The sequence below is a fragment of the Rhizobium johnstonii 3841 genome (genome assembly GCF_000009265.1).
Classification (GTDB): domain Bacteria; phylum Pseudomonadota; class Alphaproteobacteria; order Rhizobiales; family Rhizobiaceae; genus Rhizobium; species Rhizobium acaciae.
On the sequence record NC_008380.1, the window covers coordinates 3,570,546 to 3,593,226 of the forward strand.

General features: G+C 62.1%; 17 protein-coding genes. 6 read left to right on the forward strand and 11 right to left on the reverse strand.

Annotation, left to right across the window (positions count from 1 at the left end):
* Positions 1-460: 460 nt before the first annotated feature.
* From RL_RS17535 to dnaG, 6 genes are all read right to left on the reverse strand, one after another.
* A complete protein-coding gene (locus RL_RS17535; RefSeq protein WP_011652886.1) occupies positions 461-808 on the reverse strand; it encodes a GFA family protein in 348 nt (115 codons plus the stop codon).
* Between the two features lie 9 nt (positions 809-817).
* Positions 818-1,855 carry an L-threonine 3-dehydrogenase gene (gene tdh, locus RL_RS17540; protein WP_011652887.1) on the reverse strand — a complete coding sequence of 346 codons (1,038 nt, stop codon included), beginning with the start codon at positions 1,853-1,855 and terminating at the stop codon, positions 818-820.
* Between the two features lie 189 nt (positions 1,856-2,044).
* Positions 2,045-3,232 (reverse strand): glycine C-acetyltransferase, encoded by a 1,188-nt coding sequence (locus RL_RS17545; protein WP_011652888.1) that lies wholly within the window; start codon positions 3,230-3,232, stop codon positions 2,045-2,047.
* 65 nt (positions 3,233-3,297) lie between these two features.
* Positions 3,298-4,026 (reverse strand): class I SAM-dependent methyltransferase, encoded by a 729-nt coding sequence (locus RL_RS17550; protein ID WP_011652889.1) that lies wholly within the window; start codon positions 4,024-4,026, stop codon positions 3,298-3,300.
* Between the two features lie 69 nt (positions 4,027-4,095).
* Entirely contained in the window at positions 4,096-5,964 is a 1,869-nt protein-coding gene (gene recQ, locus RL_RS17555) for a DNA helicase RecQ (RefSeq protein ID WP_011652890.1), read from the reverse strand.
* Complete coding sequence (dnaG, locus tag RL_RS17560) at positions 5,964-7,973, reverse strand: DNA primase (protein WP_011652891.1); 2,010 nt, start codon at positions 7,971-7,973, stop codon at positions 5,964-5,966. The genes recQ and dnaG overlap by 1 nt, the downstream gene beginning before the upstream one ends.
* A gap of 670 nt (positions 7,974-8,643) precedes the next feature.
* Here dnaG and RL_RS17565 point away from each other — a divergent pair.
* Positions 8,644-9,534 (forward strand): hypothetical protein, encoded by an 891-nt coding sequence (locus RL_RS17565; protein ID WP_011652892.1) that lies wholly within the window; start codon positions 8,644-8,646, stop codon positions 9,532-9,534.
* A gap of 3 nt (positions 9,535-9,537) precedes the next feature.
* Here the strand turns inward: RL_RS17565 and RL_RS17570 are convergent, their stop codons facing one another.
* Positions 9,538-9,993, reverse strand: a complete 456-nt coding sequence (locus tag RL_RS17570) for a GatB/YqeY domain-containing protein (RefSeq protein ID WP_011652893.1) — start codon at positions 9,991-9,993, stop codon at positions 9,538-9,540.
* 269 nt (positions 9,994-10,262) lie between these two features.
* On the opposite strand from RL_RS17570, the gene carA reads away from it, so the two are divergent.
* Together carA and RL_RS17580 are read left to right on the forward strand one after the other, a co-directional pair.
* Complete coding sequence (gene carA / locus RL_RS17575; protein ID WP_011652894.1) at positions 10,263-11,468, forward strand: glutamine-hydrolyzing carbamoyl-phosphate synthase small subunit; 1,206 nt, start codon at positions 10,263-10,265, stop codon at positions 11,466-11,468.
* Between the two features lie 274 nt (positions 11,469-11,742).
* Positions 11,743-12,063: an antibiotic biosynthesis monooxygenase family protein gene (locus RL_RS17580; RefSeq protein ID WP_011652895.1), complete on the forward strand. Its 321-nt coding sequence runs from the start codon at positions 11,743-11,745 to the stop codon at positions 12,061-12,063.
* Positions 12,064-12,080: 17 nt separating this feature from the next.
* Here the strand turns inward: RL_RS17580 and RL_RS17585 are convergent, their stop codons facing one another.
* Together RL_RS17585 and RL_RS17590 are read right to left on the reverse strand one after the other, a co-directional pair.
* Positions 12,081-13,484: an MATE family efflux transporter gene (locus tag RL_RS17585; protein ID WP_011652896.1), complete on the reverse strand. Its 1,404-nt coding sequence runs from the start codon at positions 13,482-13,484 to the stop codon at positions 12,081-12,083.
* Between the two features lie 142 nt (positions 13,485-13,626).
* Positions 13,627-14,871: a TCR/Tet family MFS transporter gene (locus RL_RS17590; protein WP_011652897.1), complete on the reverse strand. Its 1,245-nt coding sequence runs from the start codon at positions 14,869-14,871 to the stop codon at positions 13,627-13,629.
* 395 nt (positions 14,872-15,266) lie between these two features.
* Here RL_RS17590 and RL_RS17595 point away from each other — a divergent pair, with 395 nt between their 5' ends.
* Entirely contained in the window at positions 15,267-16,262 is a 996-nt protein-coding gene (locus RL_RS17595; protein ID WP_011652898.1) for an aldo/keto reductase, read from the forward strand.
* A gap of 298 nt (positions 16,263-16,560) precedes the next feature.
* Here RL_RS17595 and RL_RS17600 read toward each other — a convergent pair whose 3' ends face one another.
* Positions 16,561-17,481 (reverse strand): KPN_02809 family neutral zinc metallopeptidase, encoded by a 921-nt coding sequence (locus RL_RS17600; protein WP_011652899.1) that lies wholly within the window; start codon positions 17,479-17,481, stop codon positions 16,561-16,563.
* Positions 17,482-17,557: 76 nt separating this feature from the next.
* Positions 17,558-18,088, reverse strand: coding sequence for a DUF2306 domain-containing protein (locus tag RL_RS17605; protein ID WP_041936404.1), 531 nt, complete (start codon positions 18,086-18,088; stop codon positions 17,558-17,560).
* Positions 18,089-18,135: 47 nt separating this feature from the next.
* Here RL_RS17605 and RL_RS17610 point away from each other — a divergent pair, with 47 nt between their 5' ends.
* Both RL_RS17610 and carB read left to right on the forward strand, forming a co-directional pair.
* Positions 18,136-18,912 (forward strand): LytTR family DNA-binding domain-containing protein, encoded by a 777-nt coding sequence (locus RL_RS17610; RefSeq protein ID WP_011652901.1) that lies wholly within the window; start codon positions 18,136-18,138, stop codon positions 18,910-18,912.
* Positions 18,913-19,181: 269 nt separating this feature from the next.
* The gene (carB, locus tag RL_RS17615) at positions 19,182-22,670 is read left to right on the forward strand and encodes a carbamoyl-phosphate synthase large subunit (protein WP_011652902.1); all 3,489 of its coding nucleotides are present in this window, start codon (positions 19,182-19,184) and stop codon (positions 22,668-22,670) included.
* Positions 22,671-22,681 lie beyond the last annotated feature (11 nt).

Sequence of the window (22,681 nt, forward strand, 5' to 3'; positions counted from 1 at the left end):
TCGCCTTCCTGACGCTATCCAATCTCGCTACGGTGAACGGGCTGTCTCAGGGCCTGACGCGCCGCACGCGCCGCCCTCGAATCACCTTTGCCCACCTAACGGGATGACATTTAAAGCCTGATTAACCACGATTACCGGCACCGGACAGCAAAGCTTTCTTGCTCTTGGATTTCCGGCCATGGTTGCGCGATCCGCCTTGACCCAGTTCACCATTCAACAAGTCGAACGGTGATTCCCACATTTTTTGTTCTCGTCAAGCTTTTCCAGAAAAAAAGCCCACAAAAATACGGAAAAAGCCTTATCCACAGGCTTTGAACCGCGGCAGCGATTGCGAACCCTTATTTAAGATGCGGCGAACAAAAGACAAGGGCAGCAAATATTTTGCCCGCCGTACCGGTTGTTTCCACAATTTTTGCAGTTGTACACACGATATATGCGCGCTTGGCCTGAGGAATAGTGGCTAACGCGCCGCGCCGTCATACGCCTTCACCGTCAGCGCGCCGATATCGACCGCGGGAATGCAGCGCAGATTGATCGAAGCCATGGCCGCACCGTTCGGACCCACGGCCTCGCCGAACGGCGCGATGCCGCAATTGGCGCAGAAGTGATGCTGAATGACATGCCGGTTGAAAGTATAGGTCGAGACATTGTCCTCCGGCGTTTTCAGCACCAGCTTCTCGCGCGGCACGAAGGCGAGAAGTCCGCCCCGCCTGCGGCAAAGCGAACAATTACAGTCGAGCGCCTCGGTGAATTCGCCTTCGACCTCGAAAGCCACGTTGCCGCAATGGCAGCTTCCTTCATAGAGCATGTCGTCTCCTCACATCCAGTCCATCACTACCTTGCCGGAATTGCCCGACCGCATCGCCTCGAAGCCGTCGCGGAAATCGTCGATGCCGATCCGGTGGGTGATGATGGGCGCGAGATCGAGGCCGCCCTGGACGAAGGCGATCATCTTGTACCAGGTCTCGAACATCTCGCGGCCGTAGATGCCCTTGAGATTGAGCATCTTGAAGATCACCTTGTTCCAGTCGATTTCGAAGCCCGCCGGCGCGATGCCGAGGATGGCGATCTTGCCGCCATTGTTCATCTTGTCGATCATGTCGCGGAAGGCAGGTGCGGCCCCCGACATTTCCAGCCCGACGTCGAATCCTTCCGTCATGCCGATCGCCTTCATCACGTCGGCGAGGTTTTCCTTCGATGCGTCGACGACATGATCGATGCCGAGCTTGCGCGCCAGCTCCAGCCGGTGCGGATTGATATCGGTGATGACGACCTTGCGGGCGCCGGATCGCTTGGCGACGAGCGCGCCCATGATGCCGATCGGCCCGGCGCCGGTGACGAGCACGTCCTCGCCGACGAGATCGAAGGAGAGCGCGGTGTGCACGGCATTGCCGAACGGATCGAAGATCGCGGCGATCTCGTCGGAAATATCATCCGGGATCGGCACGACATTGCTTTCGGGAATGCAGACGAATTCGCCGAAGGAGCCCGGGCGGTTGACGCCGACACCGAGCGTGTTGCGGCAGAGATGGCCCCTGCCCGCCCGGCAGTTGCGGCACTTGCCGCAGACGATATGCCCCTCGCCGGAAACCCGCTCGCCGACATGATAGCGGGTGACCGCCGAACCGATCTCGGCGATCTCGCCGGAGAATTCATGGCCGACCACCATCGGTACCGGAATGGTCTTCTGCGCCCACTGATCCCAGTTCCAGATATGGACGTCGGTGCCGCAGATCGCCGATTTCTTCACCCGGATCAGCACGTCGTTCGGCCCGACCTCGGGCACCGGCACATTCTCCATCCAGAGCCCGACTTCCGGTTTCGCTTTGACCAGCGCCTTCATCATGTTCGACATATCTGTATTCCTTGGCTCCGTATCTGTCGCAGCCCCTCATCCGCCTGCCGGCACCTTCTCCCCGCACGCGGGGCGAAGGGATATGCCGCACCGGCTTCCTTCCCCTCAACGCTGCGTTTGGCAGGTCCCCTCTCCCCGCTGGCGGGGAGAGGGTTAGGGTGAGGGGCAAACCCTATTCTCAAATCCCACTCAAATCACACCCAATTCCCGCCCTGCCTCGGCAAAGGCCGCAATTGCCCGCTCCACATCCGCCCGCGAATGCGCCGCCGACATCTGCGTGCGGATGCGGGCCTGGCCTTTCGGCACGACGGGGAAGGAGAAGCCGATCACATAGATCCCCTTCCTCAGCATCAGGCTTGCCATATCCTGGGCGAGCTTGGCGTCACCCAGCATGACGGGGATGATCGGATGGCCCTCGCCGGCAAGCTTGAAGCCGAGCTTGGTCATTTCTGTGCGGAAGAGATCGGCATTGTCGGAAAGCCGTTTGCGCAGGGCATCGCCGTTTTCGATGAGGTCGAACACCTTGAGCGAGGCGGCGGCGATGACGGGCGCCAGCGTGTTCGAGAACAGATAGGGCCGCGAGCGCTGCCGCAGCCATTCGACGACCTCGGCCTTGGCGGAGGTATAGCCGCCCGAGGCGCCGCCGAGCGCCTTGCCGAGCGTGCCGGTGATGATGTCGATCCGGCCCTCGACGCCGCAATATTCCGGCGACCCACGGCCATTCTTGCCGACGAAGCCGACGGCATGGCTGTCATCGACCATGACCATAGCGCCGTATTTCTCGGCGAGATCGCAGACGCCGCCCAAATTGGCGATGATGCCGTCCATCGAGAAGACACCGTCGGTGGCGACCAGCTTGAAGCGGCTGCCTTCGGCCTTTTTCAGTTCCTCTTCGAGCGCTGCCATATCGTTGTTGGCGTAGCGGAAGCGCTTGGCCTTCGAAAGCCTGACGCCGTCGATGATCGAGGCGTGGTTCAGCGCGTCCGAGATGATCGCGTCCTCCTCCGACAGAAGCGTTTCGAACAGGCCGCCATTGGCATCGAAGCAGGAGGAATAGAGGATCGTGTCTTCCATGCCGAGGAAGGAGGAGATGCGCGCTTCGAGCTGCTTATGCTCTTCCTGCGTGCCACAGATAAAGCGCACCGAGGCCATGCCGTAGCCGTATCGGTCGAGCGCCTGCTTGCCGGCCTCGGCCAGTTCCTCGTTGTCGGCAAGGCCGAGATAGTTGTTGGCGCAGAAATTCAGCACCCGCTCGCCGGTGGAAATCGCGATCTCGCCCGCCTGCTTGGAGCTGATGACGCGCTCGGATTTGTAGAGGCCGGCATCCTTCAGCGCTGAGATCTCGTTGCTGAGATGGGAGAGAAATTGCGAGGTCATGGACGGCCTTTCCCAGAGATTTCCGTTTGCCCGCCGGGTTAGCATATTGCCGCCGGCTTGTCTTCTCAGCGCTGAACCGAGATCAGCAGGAACATCGGCCGGTCCAACTCCTCCGCCCAATCCGGATTGTCGTGGAGCTCATCTTCGTTCGGGCTCCATTCCTCGACATGGCGAATGGTAAAACCGGCCGCGATCAAGGTGTTCAGCGTCGTGCCGAGCTTGCGGTGCTGCTTGACGACACCCTTCGCGAGCCAGTCGGTGGTGCGCGGACCTTCGACGGAATAGCGGTCGAGCGGCCAGATGCGCCGCCCCTCGGCATCGGCTGCCCAGGCGGGATTGGTCGGCGCCATGAAGACCGGATGCTCGATGGTGAAGACGAAATGCGATTCCGGCAAAAGCGCGCGATAGACAGTCGCGGCGAGACCGGCGAAATCCTCGATATAATGCAGCGCCAGCGAGCTGTAAGCGAAATCGAAAGAAGCTTGAGCAAGCGTCAGATGCTCGAGATCGGCGATCTCGTAGGTGATCGCTGCTTCAGCCGCATCGGCCCTTGCTCTGGCGATCATCTTTTCCGAGATGTCGAGCGCAAGCACGCTTGCAGCACCTCGAGCCATGGCGAAACGCGAAAACCAGCCGAAACCGCAGCCGAGATCGACGACGCGCTTGCCGGCAAGATCGGGCAGAAGCGCGCGCACCGCCGGCCATTCGGACGCCCCCTCGAGACCATGAACGGAACGCCGCATCTGGCTGTATTCGCCAAAGAATTCCGGTTTGTCGTAGATATTCTGGGCCATCGGCGCTCCTCTCTTGAAGGCAGCAGTACCATGCCTCCTCGCCCGATCTCAAGGATCAGACGGGTCCGCTCAGCCGTTGTCCTGCGCCAGGATGATCTCCAGAAAGGCATCGCCGTAACGTTCGAGCTTCGCCTGCCCGACGCCTGATATGGCGAGCAATTCCTTGCGGCTGCCAGGCCGCTCCGTGGCGAAGGCGATCAGCGTCGTATCGGGGAAGACGACATAGGGCGGCACGCCGAGCGATTTGGCGATCGCCATGCGCTCGGCTCTGAGCGCCTCGAAGAGACTGCCGTCGGCGCCTGATAGTCCCGATTTGCGCTCGCTGCGCTCAGCCTTCTTCGTGCGCCGTTCAGAGGCCGGCCGGTCCTTGCGGAAGAACACCTGCCGCTCGTGCTTGAAGACGGAGCGCGCCTCCGGCTCGAGCTTCAATGCCCCGAAGGCCTCGTGGTCGACGCGGATCAGCCCCATGGCGAGCAACTGGCGGAAGACCGACTGCCAGACGCGCGCTGGAATATCCTTGCCGGCGCCGAAGACCGGCATTTCGGCATGGCCGAAACGTTCGGTCTTTTCGTTGACGTTGCCGAGGAGCACGTCGACGACATGGCCAGCGCCGAAACGCTCGCCGGTGCGGTAGACGGCGGCAAGCGCCTTGATCGCCGCCTCCGTGCCCTCCCAGGTCTCGACCGGCTTCAGGCAGGTGTCGCAATTGCCGCAGTGGCCGGCATGAGCCTCGCCGAAATGGGCAAGGATTGCCTGGCGGCGGCAGGAGGCGGTCTCGCAGATCGCCAGCAATGCGTTGAGCTTGGCGCGCTCGACGCGCTTGATCTCTGGGGCGGCATTGCCCTCGTCGATCATCCGGCCGCGCTGGATGACGTCGGCCATGCCGTAGGCCATCCAGACTTCGGACGGCAGGCCGTCGCGGCCGGCGCGCCCAGTCTCCTGATAATAAGCTTCTACCGAGCCCGGCAGGTCGAGATGGGCGACATAGCGCACGTTCGGTTTGTCGATGCCCATGCCGAAGGCGACTGTGGCGACCAGGCAAAGGTTCTCCTCTTTCAGGAAGGCATCCTGATTGGCGTCACGAACCGCCCTGTCCATGCCGGCATGATAGGCACGCGCGCGGATGCCCTGCCCGTTCAGCCATTCGGCCGTATCTTCGACCTTGGCGCGCGACAGGCAATAGACGATGCCGCTGTCGCCCTTGTGGCCGGACAGGAACCGCAACAGCTGCTGGCGCGGCTGGTCGCGCTCGACGATCTCGTAGGCAATATTCGGTCGGTCGAAACTGGTGGTAAAGATCTCGGCAGTATCGAGCCCCAGCCGCTCGATCATGTCGTCGCGCGTATGCGGATCGGCCGTCGCCGTCAGCGCCACGCGGGGCACACCGGGATATTGCTCGCCGAGCCGGCCGAGTTCGCGATATTCCGGCCGGAAATCATGGCCCCATTGCGAGACGCAATGGGCCTCGTCAATGGCAAACAGGGCGATCTTTTCGTTGGCGATCAGCTCGCGGAAACCATCGGTCAGAATGCGCTCGGGCGTCACGTAGAGAAGGTCGAGCTGGCCTGCCGAAAGCGCGCGTCGAACCTCGACGAACTCCTCGCGCGACAGCGACGAGTTGAGTGCTGCGGCGCGGATGCCGAGCTGCTTCATCGCCTCCACCTGATCGCGCATCAGCGCAATCAGCGGCGAAACGACGATACCGACACCGTCGCGGCAGAGCGCCGGGATCTGGAAGCACAGCGACTTGCCGGCGCCTGTGGGAAAGAGCACGACCGCATCGCCGCCGGAAACCACATGCTCGACCACCTGCTGCTGCTTGCCGCGGAAGGAGGAATAGCCGTAGACCTGCTTGAGGATATCGAGCGGCGAGCGGCCGGAAGAAAACAGCGCGCCGGAAGCGGAAAAGCCCGGTTCGTTTCGTTCGGTCAGCGACATCAGTGGTTCGCCGCCCCTTTGACGCGGCCGGAAAGCACGCCGAAGCCATCGATGATGGCCTCCTGGTTCTCAAGGCGCACCCCTTCGAAATGCACTTCCTGCTGTGCTCGCATCAGCTGAACGATCGCCTCGCCGTCGCCGGCTTCGGTTGCCAGCGCGATCTCGCGCTCGAGTTCGATCTTCTGCCGGCGCAGCGCCTTCGCCCGCTTGTGGGAAGCCAGCGCCTGGCGGTATCCCTCACGCGCATCCTCCATCGCCGCCTCCTCGGTCGCGATCCAGAGCCGGGCATTGCGCACCTGCTGGTCGAGGCTCTTGATCAGCGGGCCGAAGCCTTCGAATTCCAGCCTTTCGGTCAGATATTCGCGCGTCAGATGCGGGCCAGCGACGGCCGCGGCGGCTCCCAGCATCGCCGACCAGAGCCGCTGCAGCTCGCGGCTGTCATATTCGATCGCGGCGATCTCGTCATAATCGTCGATCATCAGCGAGGGGTGATTGACGACGGTCAGCGCCAGCACGCATTCGCGCAGCGCCGTATTGTTCTGGTGGCCGCGCACGGGACCCGAGCGGGCGAGCCTTTCTGAAATGACGCTGGGGCTTTTCGGCCCGGCCTTGCCGGCATTGTCGCGGCCCGTCCGGTAATTGCCATTGCCGTTGAAGCCGCCGCGGCGATCGCCATTGTTGCGGTTCTGGAACTGCGGCTGGAAGAAAATGTTCAGCCGATCGCGAATATCCTGCTGGTAGTGACGGCGGACATTCTCGTCGGCGATTACGGCGACCAGTTGCTTCAGCCGCGCCTCGAGCTCGGCGCGCGCCTCCGGCGTGTCGAACTTGCCGTTGTTGACCTCCCGGCTCCACAGCATCTCGGAGAGCGGCTTTGCCTGGCTCATCACCTTGTCGAAAGGCGCGCGCCCGTCATCGCGCACCAGATCGTCGGGATCCTTGCCGTCGGGCAGAAGCGCGAAGCGAACGGAACGGCCGGGCTTCAGATGCGGCAGCGCCAGTTCGGCGGCGCGATTGGCGGCGCGGATGCCGGCGCCGTCGCCGTCGAAGCAGAGCACCGGCTGCGGCACCATCTTCCAGAGCAGCTCGAGCTGGTTTTCGGTAAGCGCCGTGCCGAGCGGCGCAACGGCATTCTCGATGCCCGCCTGATACAGCGCGATCACGTCCATATAGCCTTCGACGGCGATGATGGTGCCGGTCGCATTGTCGTCCTGAGGATCGCCGCGGCCCGGCCCCTGGATCGCGCGCCGCGCGCGGGCGAAATTGTAAAGGACATTGCCCTTGTGGAAGAGCTCCGTCTCGTTGGAGTTCAGATATTTCGCCGGCGCGTCAGCCGACATGGCGCGGCCGCCGAAAGCGATCACCTTTTCCCGCGACGACAGGATCGGGAACATGATGCGGTCGCGGAAACGATCGTAGGAAACCGGCACGTTTTCATGGACGACCAGACCGCAGGCCTCGATCTGTTCCTTGAGTACACCCTTGCCGGCGAGGAATTCCTTGAGCGCATTGCGGCTGTCGGGCGCAAAGCCGAGACGGAAGGTCTCGATGGTGCGTCCCGTCAATCCGCGGTCGCGCAGATAGGCGCGCGCCCTCGCCCCATTCGCCGTCTGCAGCTGATCCTGGAAAAATTGGGTCGCCATTTCCATGACGTCGATCAGCGAGCCCCGCTCCTTCTCGCGCTTCTCCATCACAGGATCGGCAAGCGGCATCGGCACGCCGGCCATATCGGCGATCTGCTGTACCGCCTCGGGGAAACTCAGACCTTCAAGTTCTGTCAGGAAACGGAAATGGTCTCCTGTCACCCCACAGCCGAAGCAGTGGTAGCGGCCCTTTCGGTCCTCGCAATGGAAGCTCGGCGATTTCTCGCCGTGGAACGGGCAGCAGGCCCAGTAGTCGCCGCGGGACACGTTGGTCTTGCGCTTGTCCCAGCTCACGCGGCGCGCGATCACGTTCGAAATCGGAACGCGGTCGCGAATATCATCGAGAAAGGTGTTGGAAAAGCGCATTTATACCTCTTGGCCAGCTCCCATATAAGCTGCTTTTCCGCTCCATGCCACGAAACTTGTCATGAAAACCCGCTATTCACAGGCTATGAGGCCGTCATCCGCGGCTCCGGTTATCCAATCAACAACGCGTTATCGCCCCCTGCGACAGGGTGCGACATTATTGTCCCTTCAGAGCCGGAATTCCGCCGTCAGAAAAACTTCAGCAAGGGCGACGACATCCAACAGAGGTGAGAAAAAATATTTTGGAAACAATGGATTATTCCCTCAGGTGATTGCGCCTCATCATCCTCCGCACCACCTCCCGAGAGCCCGCCTCGACGCCTCCCAAATCGCCGATTCCGGCAATTATTATTTTTTTGTAATTTGAATAAGCCGCCGCACCGCAATAGGTTCGATCTCAACAAAGCGATCCCCGAGCGAAGCACCATCCCTACCCCCGGCGCCGCTTCGCAAGGGTGCCTTTGCAAATACCCTCCGGCTTGGGCTTCGGCCCTGCGTGCCGGTGGACGCAAAGAGCAAGAAGGCAGGAGCGCCCCCAGCTCCTGCCTTCTTAAATTTTGGCTCTCCTTGCGACAACTCTCCCTTTGAAATTAACCGCTTATTGACAAAACCGTTGACAGGCGGCGCCTGCATGAAAGATGTATGCGCCGAACTCCCTGGACCTCTCCAAATGGCTTTTACCGCGGACAATCTCGCAGCAGACGATCGCTTTCTCGCTGCGATCCTGCATTGCGCCGATCAGATGCTCGCCATCTATCGCGAGAGCCCGCGCATCGCCTCGATCTTCGCCGCGCAGCAGCGCTGGCTGATGGCCCATACCGGCTTCGCGCTCCATTACGGTTATTCCGACGACGGGAAGAGCGGCGGCCTGTATTCCGGCCGCTTCATCGATTTTGCAGTCAGAAACGATATTGCCAGCCGCAACACGGCCGCGGCCTTCATGCAGGAAATGCTGGCCTATCGCTTCCTGCGACCGGTTCCCGGCCCCGACAAGCGCACACGCTATCTGGAGCCTACCGAAATCGCCGAGCAGCATTTCACCCGATGGCTCGTCGCCCATATGATGATCCTCGACAGCCTCGACGGCGGCGAGCGCGCCGATAAGATCACCGCCGACCCCTCGGCGATGATGGCAGCGATCCAGCCGCTGATCGCAAGAGCGATCATCGGGAGTGAAGCGGTGCGCAGCCCGGGCGCCACCTTCAACCTCTTCAACTGGGCGAATTCCGGCGGGCTGGTGATGGACTACCTGATCTCGCGCCTTCCCGAATTTCCAAGGTCAGCCGACCGCGTCGTGCTCGGCCCTCTGTCGCTCAGGGAAATCCGCGAACAGTTCATGATCTCCAACACCCACCTGAAGCGGCTTCTGATGCAGGCAGCGACCATGGGGAGCATCGGCTGGACGGAACCCTCCCGCAAGGGCAACTTCTGGCTTTCGGCCCATTTCATCCGCGAATACTGGAATTATCAAGCGGCGAAATTCGCCATCATTGATGCCGCCGCCGAAGCGGTGCTCGGGCCTGCGGTCCGTGACGAACCGCAGGCAAGGCAAGCTATCTGAGGCTTATCCGTTCAACAGTTCCTTGACGGTCGCCGACGCCTTGGCGAAATCCATCTGGCCGGCATAGCGCTCCTTCAGCGCCGCCATCACCTTGCCCATGTCCTTGGCGCCTGCGGCACCCGTTTCAGTGATGATCGCCGAGACGTTGGCGCGCACTTCGCTGTCCGAAAGCTGCTTCGGCATGAAATCCTGGATGACGATGATTTCGGCGCGCTCCTTGGCCGCAAGCTCCGGGCGGGAATTCTCCTCGTAGATCTTTGCCGATTCGTCACGCTGCTTCACCATTTTGGCGAGGATCTGCAGAATCTCGTCGTCGCTCGCCTGCTCCTTGCCGGTGCCGCGGTTGGCGATATCGCGGTCCTTGACCGCGGCCTGAATCAGCCGGACGGTGGAAAGCCGCTCCGCATTCTTGGCCTTCATCGCCTCTTTCAGCTGGGTGGCGAGTTGATCGCGCAGCATGGTCTTCACTCCTGTTTTGATGCCGCTTCATAAACCACGCTGATGTGGCGGATCAAATAAATTGCGCGGTCAGCGCGATAAAGCGCAGGAAAACGGCCGCCATCTCGGCTACAAAGATTGACGCTAAGCGATTGCGTGGCTATTTACCGCCACCTGCACCAAAATTCGTGATCAGGCCTGAAGCGCGCGGCATTGCCGTGTCCACACGCCTGCGAAATCAAATGGCGACGAGCGCGACAACGCGCCCACCTGCCGGAAACGGGATGAAGATGACCGCGACAGCACCCTGGACAATCGAAAAGCCGACCGCCCTGCTCGTTCTTGCCGACGGCACGGTCATCGAAGGCAAGGGCATCGGCGCCACCGGCAAGGTGCCGGCCGAAGTGGTCTTCAACACAGCGCTCACCGGCTACGAGGAGATCCTGACGGACCCCTCCTATCTCGGCCAGATCGTCACCTTCACCTTCCCGCATATCGGCAATATCGGCACCAATGATGAAGACATCGAGGATCTGACGCCTGCCGCCCGCCACGGCGCCGTCGGCGTCATCTTCAAGGCCGACATCACTGAGCCCTCGAACTACCGCGCCGCCAAGCACCTCGACCAATGGCTGAAGGCCCGCGGCGTCATCGGTCTCTGCGGCATCGACACCCGTGCACTGACCGCCTGGATCCGTGAGAACGGCGCTCCGAACGCGGTGATCGCCCACGATCCGAACGGCGTCTTCGACATCGAGACGCTGAAGGCCGAAGCCAAAGCCTGGAGTGGCCTTGAAGGTCTCGACCTCGCCAAGATCGCCTCGTCGGGCCAGTCCTCGCAATGGACCGAAACGCCGTGGGTATGGAATGAAGGTTACGGTGAACTCAAGGCGACAGACGCGAAATACCACGTCGTCTGCCTCGATTACGGCGTCAAGCGCAACATCCTGCGCCTGTTTGCCGGCCTCGACTGCAAGGTAACCGTCGTGCCGGCCGCAACGAGCGCCGAAGACGTGCTCGCCATGCAGCCGGACGGCATCTTCCTGTCGAACGGCCCGGGCGATCCGGCGGCAACCGGCGACTATGCCGTGCCTGTGATCAAGACACTGATCAAGACCGATATCCCGGTCTTCGGCATCTGCCTCGGCCACCAGATGCTGGGCCTGGCACTCGGTGCGAAGACCGAGAAGATGCATCAGGGCCATCACGGCGCCAACCACCCCGTCAAGGACCATACGACCGGCAAGGTCGAGATCGTCTCGATGAACCACGGCTTCGCGGTCGACTCGAAGTCGCTGCCGGATGGCGTTGAAGAGACTCATATTTCGCTTTTCGACGGCACCAATTGCGGCCTGCGCGTCCTCGGCAAGCAGGTCTTCTCCGTCCAGCACCATCCGGAAGCCTCTCCAGGCCCGCAGGACAGCCACTACCTCTTCCGCCGCTTCATCAACATGGTGCGCGAGAAGAAGGGCGAACCGGCGCTCGCCGAACGCTGATTTCTAGCGATTTCCGACCGCCAAGGTCGGCCTTTAACTTGTTGACAAACCTCACTCTTCGTCATCCTCGGCCCTGTGCCGAGGATCTGCCACATATAGATCGAAGGCAGATGCTCGGGACAAGCCCGAGCATAACGAAAGAGGAGTTGGCCTGCTTTGTCGGTAGCCCAAAGGCTCGCCCAGGCGGGCCTTTTTCTTTATCCGCCTATTGACCTCAGGTTAACTTGAGGAATTACAGATCTGCCTGCAGACATCTGATGCAGGAGATAACTGGATGAGCGGAGCTTTCTTTCGAGTAGACAAGTTCATCGTGCCGGCGGCGGCACGCGAGGAATTTCTCGTCAAAGTGATGATGACCCACAAACTGTTGGAGGCGCAGGACGGTTTCATCGATCACAGGGTGCTGGAGCAGGTCGCCGGTCCAGGCGAATTCAATTTCGTCACGATTGCCGAATGGGAAAATACAGAGGTCGTCGAACGCGCGCGGGCCGCCGTCGCTGCGGCCCACAAGGCCGCCAATTTCGATCCGCAGGAAATGTTTGCGCGTCTCGGCATTCACGCCGATATCGCCGGCTACAAGCCTGTCGCGGCCTGACGGCGGAGGCGGCCGGCTCAGGCGTGGGCCAGTTCCGCCTCCCGGCGAAGAAGAAGGTAGAAGCGCGCGCAGAGCATGACGGCGGCAGCCGCCAGCCCGACGAGGAAGCCGAACCAGATGCCGATGCCGCCGAAACCGAGCGGGAAGGCAAAGGCCCAGGCGAGGAAGAAGCCGATCGGCCAGTAGGCGATCAACGCCATGATCATTGGCACGCGCGCGTCCTTGAGGCCACGCAGCAATCCATTAGCGATCACCTGCAGCCCGTCGACCAGCTGGAAAAGGCCGGCAACGACGATCAGCGGCCCGGCATAGGCTAGTACCTCGGGCGCCTCGGGCGAGTTGACGTCGAGGAACCAGCTGCCGAGGAATTGCGGCATGGAGGCAAAGAGCACGCTGCCCACGGCCGAAATGGCGCAGGCGAGGACGAGCACGGTGATCGAAGCGCGCACCAGCCCCTGATAATCGCCCTGCCCGTGGGCGACACCGACGCGCACCGTTGCCGCCTGGCTGAGGCCGAGCGGAATCATGAAGGCGATCGAGGCCCATTGCAGGGCAATGCCATGAGCCGCAAGCTCGATGGTGCCGATATAGCCCATCAGCAGCGAAGCCACCGTGAACAGGCTGACCTCGGCAAGGATGGTGACGCTGATCGGGAAACCGAGCCGGATGACCTCCAGCAGCGCGTGCCAGTCGGGTTTCCAGAACCGCACGAAGATCTCGTAGCGCCGCGTCTCTTCCCGCCGCTGCACGAAAGCCAGGATGAAGAGGAAGCCGGCCGTCTGCACGGCGACCGAAACGATCGCCGCGCCCTCGAGCCCCATCGCCGGAAAGCCGAAATGGCCGAGCACGAGGATATAGGCGAAGATCGCGTTCATCACCAACGTGGCGATGGTGACGTTGAGGATGATGCCCGCCTTGCCGATGGCGCTGACGAGCGAGCGCATGACGTTGAAGAGCAGCGCCGGCAGCACGCCGAACTGACCGATCATGATGTAGCCGTGTGCGAGCTTGGCCACCTCGGGCTTCTGCTGCGCAAAAAGCAGGATCTGTTCCGCATTGAAGAAGGCCGGTTGCATGATGATCCAGAATCCGATCACCACCCAGAGACCCATGCGCAGCGATCGGCGCACCGAGACGACGTCGCCGCGGCCATAGGCCTGCGCCACCAGCGGAATGACGGCGATCGCAAAGCCCGAACCGAAGATCAGGATCGTGAAAAGGAACTGGGCCGACAGCACCATCGCCGCCAGCTGCTCGGCGCCGAGACGTCCGATGATCATCACATCGGTGGTGTGGATGCCGAGCTGAGCGAGCTGGGCGCCGATCAGCGGAATGCCGAGCGCCAGCGTGGCACGGAAATGTGCGCTCCAACGATTATCTTTTGTCGGCGCAAGTCTGCGCGCGTCGATCGGCGTGTCCATGACACCAGTCCTGTGATTGAAATATGCGTCGCCACAGCTTGCGGCGAAATATCATCCGGGCTTAGATCAAAGCCCTGCAAAGAACTACCCCAAATGAGGCAGATGATGAAAAATTCATCATCGCATCAGCGTTTCTGATCGATCAACCGGCCGCTTCCAGCGCCTCGGCCCGCTCACGGACCCGGACCCGCAGCAGGAACACGCCGGCGGCCACCAGGATGAACAGGGCTGCGGCAAGATAGGGCGCGCCGGCAAAAGTGATCGGCGCCTCGGGCCGCGTGAAGTAGCCGAACATCTGCGTGAAGATCAGCGGCCCGGCGATGGTGGTGATGCTGCTGAGGCTGGTAAGCGCACCCTGCAGCTCACCCTGCGCCGAGGGCGGCACCATGCCGGCTGCGATGCTGCGCAGCGGCGGATCGGCGACGTTTTCCATGACGGTCGCAACGATGACGACATAGACGACCCAGCCTTCCCAGGCGAAGGCATAGCCGGTGAGACCGACGGCCGAGAAGCAGAGGCCGAGAAGAGCGGTCTTCCATTCGCCGAGCACCGGCACGATCCGCGGCAGAACCAGCCCCATGACGATCACGGCGCCGATGCCATAAATGCCGAGCGACAGGCCGATCTGCCCCTCGCTCCAGCCGTAGCGATAGGTCGAGACGAACGACCAGACCGAGGGGTAGACGGCATGCGCCAGGAAGAACAGGAACATGACGAGGCTGACCCAGCCGATGCCGGGATAATGGCGCATCTGGCGCAACGTGCCGAGCGGATTGGCGCGTTTCCACTCGAACCGGCGGCGGTTCTTCGGCTCCAGCGTTTCCGGCAGCAGGAAGCAGGCGGCGATGAAATTGACAAGCGACAGCGCAGCCGCGCCGAGGAACGGCACACGCGGGCCGAATTCGCCGAGGACACCGCCGACGACGGGGCCGATGGTGAAGCCGACGCCGAAGGCGATGCCGATCAGCCCGAAATTCTTCGCCCGGTTCTCCTCCGTGCTGATATCGGCGATATAGGCCGAGCAGGTGGCAAAGCTGCCGCCGCTGATGCCAGCAAGCACGCGGCCGACGAACAGCATCCAGAAGCTGGTGGCGATGCCGCAGATGAAATTATCGATCGCAAAGGTCAGCACCGAAAGCAACAGGATCGGCCGGCGGCCGAAACGGTCGGACAGGTTTCCGAGCAGCGGCGCGAACAGGAATTGCATGCCGGCATAGACGAGCATCAGCCAGCCGCCGTCGATCGCCGCGTCGCTGACGCTGCCGCCGGTCAACTGCTCCAGATAGGCGGGCAGCACCGGCATGATGATGGCGATGCCGATAATGTCGAGGAAAAGGATGATGAAGACCAGGAAAAGGCCGCGGCGAACGAATTTCGGGTCAAGCATGAGGCATCTCTACAGCGGTTGGTTCTGAAAAGACGATCTCGTCGCCGAGAAAGTGACATAGCTCAGAAAAGAAACCGAAACAATCCGTGAACATTTCAAAGTTTTTGATAATGCGCAACGGGAAATTTATGAGAGGCCTCAACCGGTGGGCGCGCGCCGTAGTTCCAGTTTCAGAAAATCGCCAGCCGCCCAACGGATCGCCGGGCAATGCGTTCCCTTGCAATCGCCGCGACGGCATCCAGATCAGAAGACAAGACCGATCATTGTGCATTTCCCCGCACAGCCTGTTCGATGTCGTCCGATTATCGCCCGAATGCGAAAGCGGTAAAACGGCGTCCGGCGACGCCGCGCAGAAGCCCGCCGGCGCCGCTTCGGCATAGAGGAAGGAGAAGACAATGCAGACCTATCGTTTGGGAAAGACCGGACCCGATGTCTCGGCCATCGGCCTCGGCTGCATGGGCATGTCGGGCATGTACGGCCCCTCCGATCGCGCAGAAAGCATCGCCACGATTCATGCCGCGCTCGATGCCGGCATCAACCTGCTCGACACCGGCGATTTCTACGGGATGGGCCATAACGAAATGCTGATCGGCGAGGCATTGAAGGGCCGCAGGCGCGAGGACGCCGTCATCAGCGTCAAGTTCGGCGGCCTGCGCGATCCCGTCGGCGGCTGGAGCGGCATCGACGCCCGCCCGGTCGCGGTGAAGAACTTCCTCAGCTATACGCTGCAGCGCCTTGGCATCGACTATATCGACATCTACCGCCCCGCCCGCCTCGATCCGAACGTACCGATCGAGGACACGGTCGGCGCCATCGCCGACATGGTCAAGGCAGGTTATGTCAGGCATGTCGGCCTGTCGGAAGTCGGCGCCGACACGATCCGCCGCGCCGCCGCTGTCGCCCCGATCGTCGACCTGCAGATCGAATATTCGCTGATCTCGCGCGGCATCGAGGAGAAGATCCTGCCGACGACACGCGAACTCGGCATTTCGATCACCGCCTACGGCGTGCTCTCGCGCGGCCTGATCAGCGGCCACTGGCAGAAGGGCCAGGGCGGAACGGCCGGCGATTTCCGCGCCTACAGCCCGCGCTTCCGGGAAGGCAATATCGAGCAGAACCTCGCTCTGGTGGAGAAGCTGCGCGAGATTGCCCAGGCAAAGAGCGTCTCGGTCGCCCAGATCGCCATCGCTTGGGTGGCCGCCAAGGGCAAGGACATCGTCCCGATCATCGGCGCTCGCCGCCGCGACCGACTGACGGAAGCGCTCGGCTCACGCGCCGTCGACCTGTCACCAGAAGATTTCGCCGTCATCGAACGCGCCGTGCCGAAAGACGCGGCCGCGGGTGGGCGTTATCCCGAGCATATGCTGCAGCATATGGACAGCGAGAAGTAGGCACAGGGCGGATTGAAAGGGCTTGACGTCGTGCCGCGCGGCCCCCTCATCCGCCCTACGGGCACCTTCCCGCTGGGGAGAAGGGGAAGCAAGCCGAAGCCTCACCTCGAAACTTCATTGCGGATGACAGGAAGCAAGGCGCCGCCACAAATCTCTTCTCCCCAGCGGGGAGAAGGTGCCGGCAGGCGGTTGAGGGGGTGAGCGACGATAGGAGCGAATGCCTCGAGCGCAAGCGAAGGGCAACAACCGCTGGAAGATATCGCCGCCCTTTCTCCGTTGAGAGAAGCCGTCGTCCCCCTCAAACTGGTCCCGAGAACGTATCGCAGGCCGACAGCTGGCCGCTGTCGAAGCCGCGCTTGAACCATCTGACCCGCTGTTCCGAGGTACCGTGGTTGAAGCTTTCCGGGACGACATAACCCTGTGACCGCTTCTGCAACGAATCGTCGCCGATCTGCTGGGCTGCGTTCAGCGCTTCCTCCAGATCGCCTGACTCGAGCAGGCCCTTCTGCTGGGTATATTTGCCCCAGATGCCGGCAAAGCAATCGGCCTGCAGCTCGACGCGCACCGACATTTTGTTGGCGTCGGCCTCGCTCATGCGCTGGCGGGCCTGGTTGAACTTCGGCAGGATGCCGAGCAGGTTTTGCACGTGATGGCCGACCTCATGGGCAACGACATAGGCCTCCGCGAAATCACCCGATGCGCCGAAGCGGTCGGAAAGCTCCTGGAAGAATTCGGTATCGAGATAGACCTTGTGGTCGCTCGGGCAGTAGAACGGGCCTGTTGCCGATGATGCGGAGCCGCAGGCCGATGCCGTCGAGCCCGAGAACAGCACGAGACGCGGCTCTTCGTAATTTTGGCCCTGCGCCTGGAAGATGCCCTGCCAGGTATCCTCGGTCTCGGCAAGAACGGTGCGCATGAATCCAGTCATCTCATCATTGGCGGGTGTGCGTGTTCCGCCGGACTGGCTCTGCTCGTAGCCGGGGCCGCTCGTCGTGCCGCCGGTATCGAGCATCTGCAGCAGATCGATGCCCATCATCTTGAATATGAAATAGATGACGATGAGGAAGACAATCGTGCCGATGCTGAGGCCGCCACCGGCCCGGCGAACACCGCCGCCGGAAGGAAAGTTGAAGCCGCCGCCGCGGCCGAAACCGCCGCCGGTCGGATCGCTGCGGCGATCCTCGATATTGTCGGACTGACGCCGGCCCTTCCATTCCATCTTCGCTCTCCCCGGCAATGCCTGTGCTTGCGCTCAAGGAGTTATATATCCGTCGGCGGTCGGAATTCCAGCGACTTCATCGGGCAACCAGGCGCCCGCGTCGGCGACGCAGCACGATTGCGACCAGGATCGAGCCGATCGCCGCCGCGGCAAGGGCAGCCGTCCATTCCGCGCCGGTGAAGACGACCGCATGCATGATCCGGCCAGGCACGAAAGTGAACAGGCCGGCAAGGACGATGCCGCCGAAATAAAGGCCTGCGACGATGCGCTTGTGCAGACGGATATCACCGCGACGAGCCGCCGCGATCGCATTCCAGCTGCCGAACAATGTTGCAATCGACAGAAGATGGATCGGGCTGAACCCGTAGAAGAGATCAAGTTCATGAATGAAGAAGCTCGATACCGCCGTGACAACCATCAGCGCCATCCAGATCCTGCCGAGCAGCCGGTGCAGCGGCGTGCCCTTGGGGCGCAGCAGGATATAGGCGCCGAGAAGTGCCGCCGGCGTAACAGCAGTAACATGGATCTGAACGGCGAGCGGGGCGCCGAGGAGCGGTTCGAGGGTCATGAGCGACATCCGGTTGAATTCGATCCTTCTTTCCGCCAAGACTTCATTCGCCTCAATCCGAACCGCGCGAACGGCAGGAAAACTTCGTGATTCACCTCTTCTTGCAATCCACGCTTCGCGAATTGCAGGTCTTTCTCCACTCCCGGCGTTTCTGGGGAACCTTTGCCGCGATCGTCCTGCTCTTTGCCGTCACCGGCCCCTACGGCACGATGGAAAGCATGGCCTTCGGCGAACGCCTCGCCTACTGGCTGACCCTGCATGCCCTTGCCTGGACGATCGCCATTCTCTGCGCAGTCACGGCCGAAAGACTGCTGCGGGGAATGATCGTTTCCATGTTCGCCCGCATGATGGCGGGCTCGCTGATAGCCGCCCTGCCGATCGGTTTTGCCATCGGCCTCGTCGACCATGTCTTCGCCGGCGAAGCGACCACGCTCGAAAGTGGCCTGCAGCGCGCGCTTTTTGCAGTGCCGCTCTGCGCCCTCTTCTGCCTTTTGACCTATATGGCGATGAGCCAGAAAATAGCCGAAGCCGCAGCGCCTCAGGAAACCAGCCCCGCAGCCTCGATCCTCGACCGGCTGAAGCCTGAGAATCGTGGCTCGCTGCTGCGCCTTTCCGTCCAGGACCACTATACCGAGGTGGTGACCAGCCGCGGGCGCGAACTGGTGCTCTTGCGTTTCGCCGATGCGCTGAGGGAAACCGCCGCGACGCCGGGCCTTCGCGTCCATCGCTCGCACTGGGTGGCCGACGCCCATGTCGAAAGCCTGAAACGCGACAATGGCAGGCTGCTGATCCTCACCCGCGACGGCACGGAAATCCCGGTCAGCCGCAGCTATGCCGAGGATGTGCGCCGGCGTTTCACGTAAAGAAGACGCGCCAAGCGCTTGATGGGACTCCCGCTTTCGCACTTCCGGAAGCAAGGCGGCGGCGAAATCCGGGTGGCGGTCGTGTCTGATGGGAAATAGTCTTTCGCGCCGTGTTGGATTCCTGTCGATTCCGCGATTTATGGGGTTCCGTTTGCAAATACATTTGCCTATAAGCCGCTTCTAGCCTGAAAAGACCCAGCATGCGCGACCCGACCCGGTGATCTCCCACCCTGGCCGGCTTTCTGCGCAGCCAGAAAACGGAAGCACCCATGCCGAAGCGCCAAGATATCAAATCGATCCTCATCATCGGCGCGGGACCGATCGTTATCGGCCAGGCTTGCGAATTCGACTATTCCGGCACCCAGGCCTGCAAGGCGCTGAAGGAGGAAGGCTACCGCGTCATCCTCGTCAACTCCAACCCGGCGACGATCATGACCGATCCGGGCCTTGCCGACGCCACCTATGTCGAGCCGATTACCCCCGAGGTCGTCGCCAAGATCATCGCCAAGGAGCGTCCGGATGCGCTGCTGCCGACCATGGGCGGCCAGACGGCGCTGAACACCGCGCTTTCGCTGAAGCGCATGGGCGTGCTCGACCGCTACAATGTCGAGATGATCGGCGCCAAGCCCGCCGCCATCGACATGGCCGAAGACCGCGCGCTGTTCCGCGAGGCTATGGCCCGCATCGGCCTTGAGACCCCCCGCTCGATGCTGGCGAATGCCACCGACATCAAGGACCTCGACCGCAAGACGCACGAGGCCGAGCGCGTCAAGCTGCGTGAAAGCCTCTCGGGATCCGACCTCGACAAGGCGCTGGACGAGCTGGAAAACCAGTGGAACCTCGGTGAGAGCGATCGCAAGCAGCGTTACATGAGCCATGCCATGGCAATTGCCGCCCAGGCGATCGACCATGTCGGCCTGCCAGCCATCATCCGTCCTTCCTTCACGCTCGGCGGCACCGGCGGCGGTATCGCCTACAACCGCTCGGAATTTTTCGAGATCGTCGGCGGCGGCCTCGATGCCTCGCCGACCACCGAAGTGCTGGTCGAGGAATCGGTGCTCGGCTGGAAGGAATATGAAATGGAGGTCGTCCGCGACAAGGCGGACAACTGCATCATCATCTGCTCGATCGAAAATATCGACCCGATGGGCGTCCATACCGGGGATTCGATCACCGTCGCGCCGGCGCTGACGCTGACGGACAAGGAATACCAGATCATGCGCAACGCCTCGATCGCGGTGCTACGCGAGATCGGGGTCGAGACTGGCGGCTCGAACGTCCAGTTCGCGGTCAATCCGAAAGACGGCCGCCTCGTCGTCATCGAAATGAACCCGCGCGTCTCGCGCTCGTCGGCGCTCGCCTCCAAAGCCACCGGCTTCCCGATCGCCAAGATCGCCGCCAAGCTCGCCATCGGCTATACGCTCGACGAACTGGATAACGACATCACCGGCGGCGCAACGCCTGCCTCCTTCGAGCCGTCGATCGACTACGTCGTCACCAAGATCCCGCGTTTCGCCTTCGAGAAATTCCCCGGCGCCTCGCCGGTGCTGACGACCGCCATGAAATCGGTCGGCGAAGTCATGGCGATCGGCCGCACCTTCGCCGAATCGCTGCAGAAGGCGCTGCGCGGCTTGGAAACCGGCCTGACCGGCCTCGACGAAATCGAGATCCCCGGCTTTGAAGAGGGCGAATCCAGCCAGAACGCCATTCGCGCAGCAATCGGCACACCGACGCCCGATCGCCTGCGCATGGTCGCCCAGGCGCTGCGCCAGGGTATGAGCGAAGCCGAAGTCCACGAAGGCTGCAAGATCGATCCCTGGTTCATCGCCGAACTGAAGGCGATCGTCGAGATGGAGGCCCGGATCCGCGAGCACGGCCTGCCCCAGGATGCCACAAACCTGCGCATGCTGAAGGCGATGGGCTTCTCCGACGCGCGTCTGGCGACGCTGACCGGCAAGCGCCCGAAGGAAGTCGCCGAATTCCGCAACAGCCTGAACGTCCGCCCCGTCTTCAAGCGCATCGATACCTGTGCGGCCGAGTTCGCCTCGCCGACCGCCTATATGTATTCGACCTATGAGACGCCTTTCGTCGGCGCCGCCCGCTCCGAGGCTGAAGTGTCCGACCGCAAGAAGGTCGTCATCCTCGGCGGCGGCCCGAACCGTATCGGCCAGGGCATCGAATTCGACTATTGCTGCTGCCACGCCGCCTTCGCGCTGAAGGATGCGGGTTATGAAGCGATCATGATCAACTGCAACCCGGAAACCGTCTCGACCGACTACGATACGTCGGACCGCCTCTATTTCGAACCGCTGACGGCCGAGGACGTGATCGAGATCCTGCGGGCAGAACAGGAAAAGGGCGAAGTCGTCGGCGTCATCGTCCAGTTCGGCGGCCAGACGCCGCTGAAGCTTGCCGAGGCGCTGGAAAAGAACGGTATCCCGATCCTCGGTACCGCGCCTGACATGATCGACCTTGCCGAGGACCGCGACCGCTTCCAGAAGCTGCTGATGAAGCTCGACCTCAACCAGCCGAACAACGGCATCGCCTATTCGGTCGAGCAGGCCCGCATGGTCGCCACCGAAATCGGCTTCCCGCTGGTCGTGCGTCCCTCTTACGTGCTCGGCGGCCGCGCGATGCAGATCCTGCATTCGGAAGGACAATTGCAGAGCTACCTGCTCGATACCGTGCCGGAACTGGTGCCGGAGGATATCAAGCAGCGCTATCCCAACGACAAGACCGGCCAGATCAACACCCTGCTCGGCAAGAACCCGCTGCTCTTCGACAGCTATCTCAGCAATGCCATCGAAGTCGATGTCGACTGCCTCTCCGACGGCACCGACGTCTATGTTGCCGGCATCATGGAGCATATCGAGGAAGCCGGCATCCATTCCGGCGACAGCGCCTGCTCGCTGCCGCCGCGCTCGCTGTCGGTCGAATTGCTCGACGAACTGGAGCGCCAGGCCAAGGCCATGGCCAAGGCGCTCAATGTCGGCGGCCTGATGAACGTCCAGTTCGCCATCAAGGACGGCACTGTTTACGTTCTCGAAGTCAATCCGCGCGCCTCGCGCACCGTGCCCTTCGTTGCAAAGACCATCGGCGCGCCGATCGCCAAGATCGCCGCCCGCGTCATGGCCGGCGAGAAACTTGACGCCACCTTCGCCGCCTATGGTGAGAAGCCCGATCCGCGCAAACTGAAGCACATCGCCGTCAAGGAAGCCGTATTCCCCTTCGCCCGCTTCCCCGGCGTCGACACGCTGCTCGGCCCGGAAATGCGCTCGACCGGCGAGGTCATCGGCCTCGACACCGATTTTGCACTGGCCTTCGCCAAGTCGCAGCTCGGCGCCGGCGTCGAGCTGCCGCGTGACGGGACGGTCTTCGTCTCCGTCCGCGACGCGGACAAGCCGCGCGTGCTGCCGGCGATCCGCATCCTCGTCGAGCAGGGCTTCAAAGTGTTGGCGACCGGCGGCACCGCCCGCTTCCTCGCCGAAAACGGTATCACCGCCACCAAGATCAACAAGGTGCTGGAAGGCCGTCCGCACATCGAGGACGCGATACGCAACCGCCAGGTCCAGCTCGTCATCAACACCACCGATGGCAACAAGGCGATCTCGGACTCCAAGTCGCTGCGCCGTGCGACGCTGATGCAGAAGGTGCCCTATTACACGACGATGGCAGGCGCCGAAGCCGCCGCCCAGGCGATCAAGGCGCTGAAAGCCGGCAATCTGGAAGTACGGCCGCTGCAGAGCTACTTCGCCTGAGATAGGGCAGC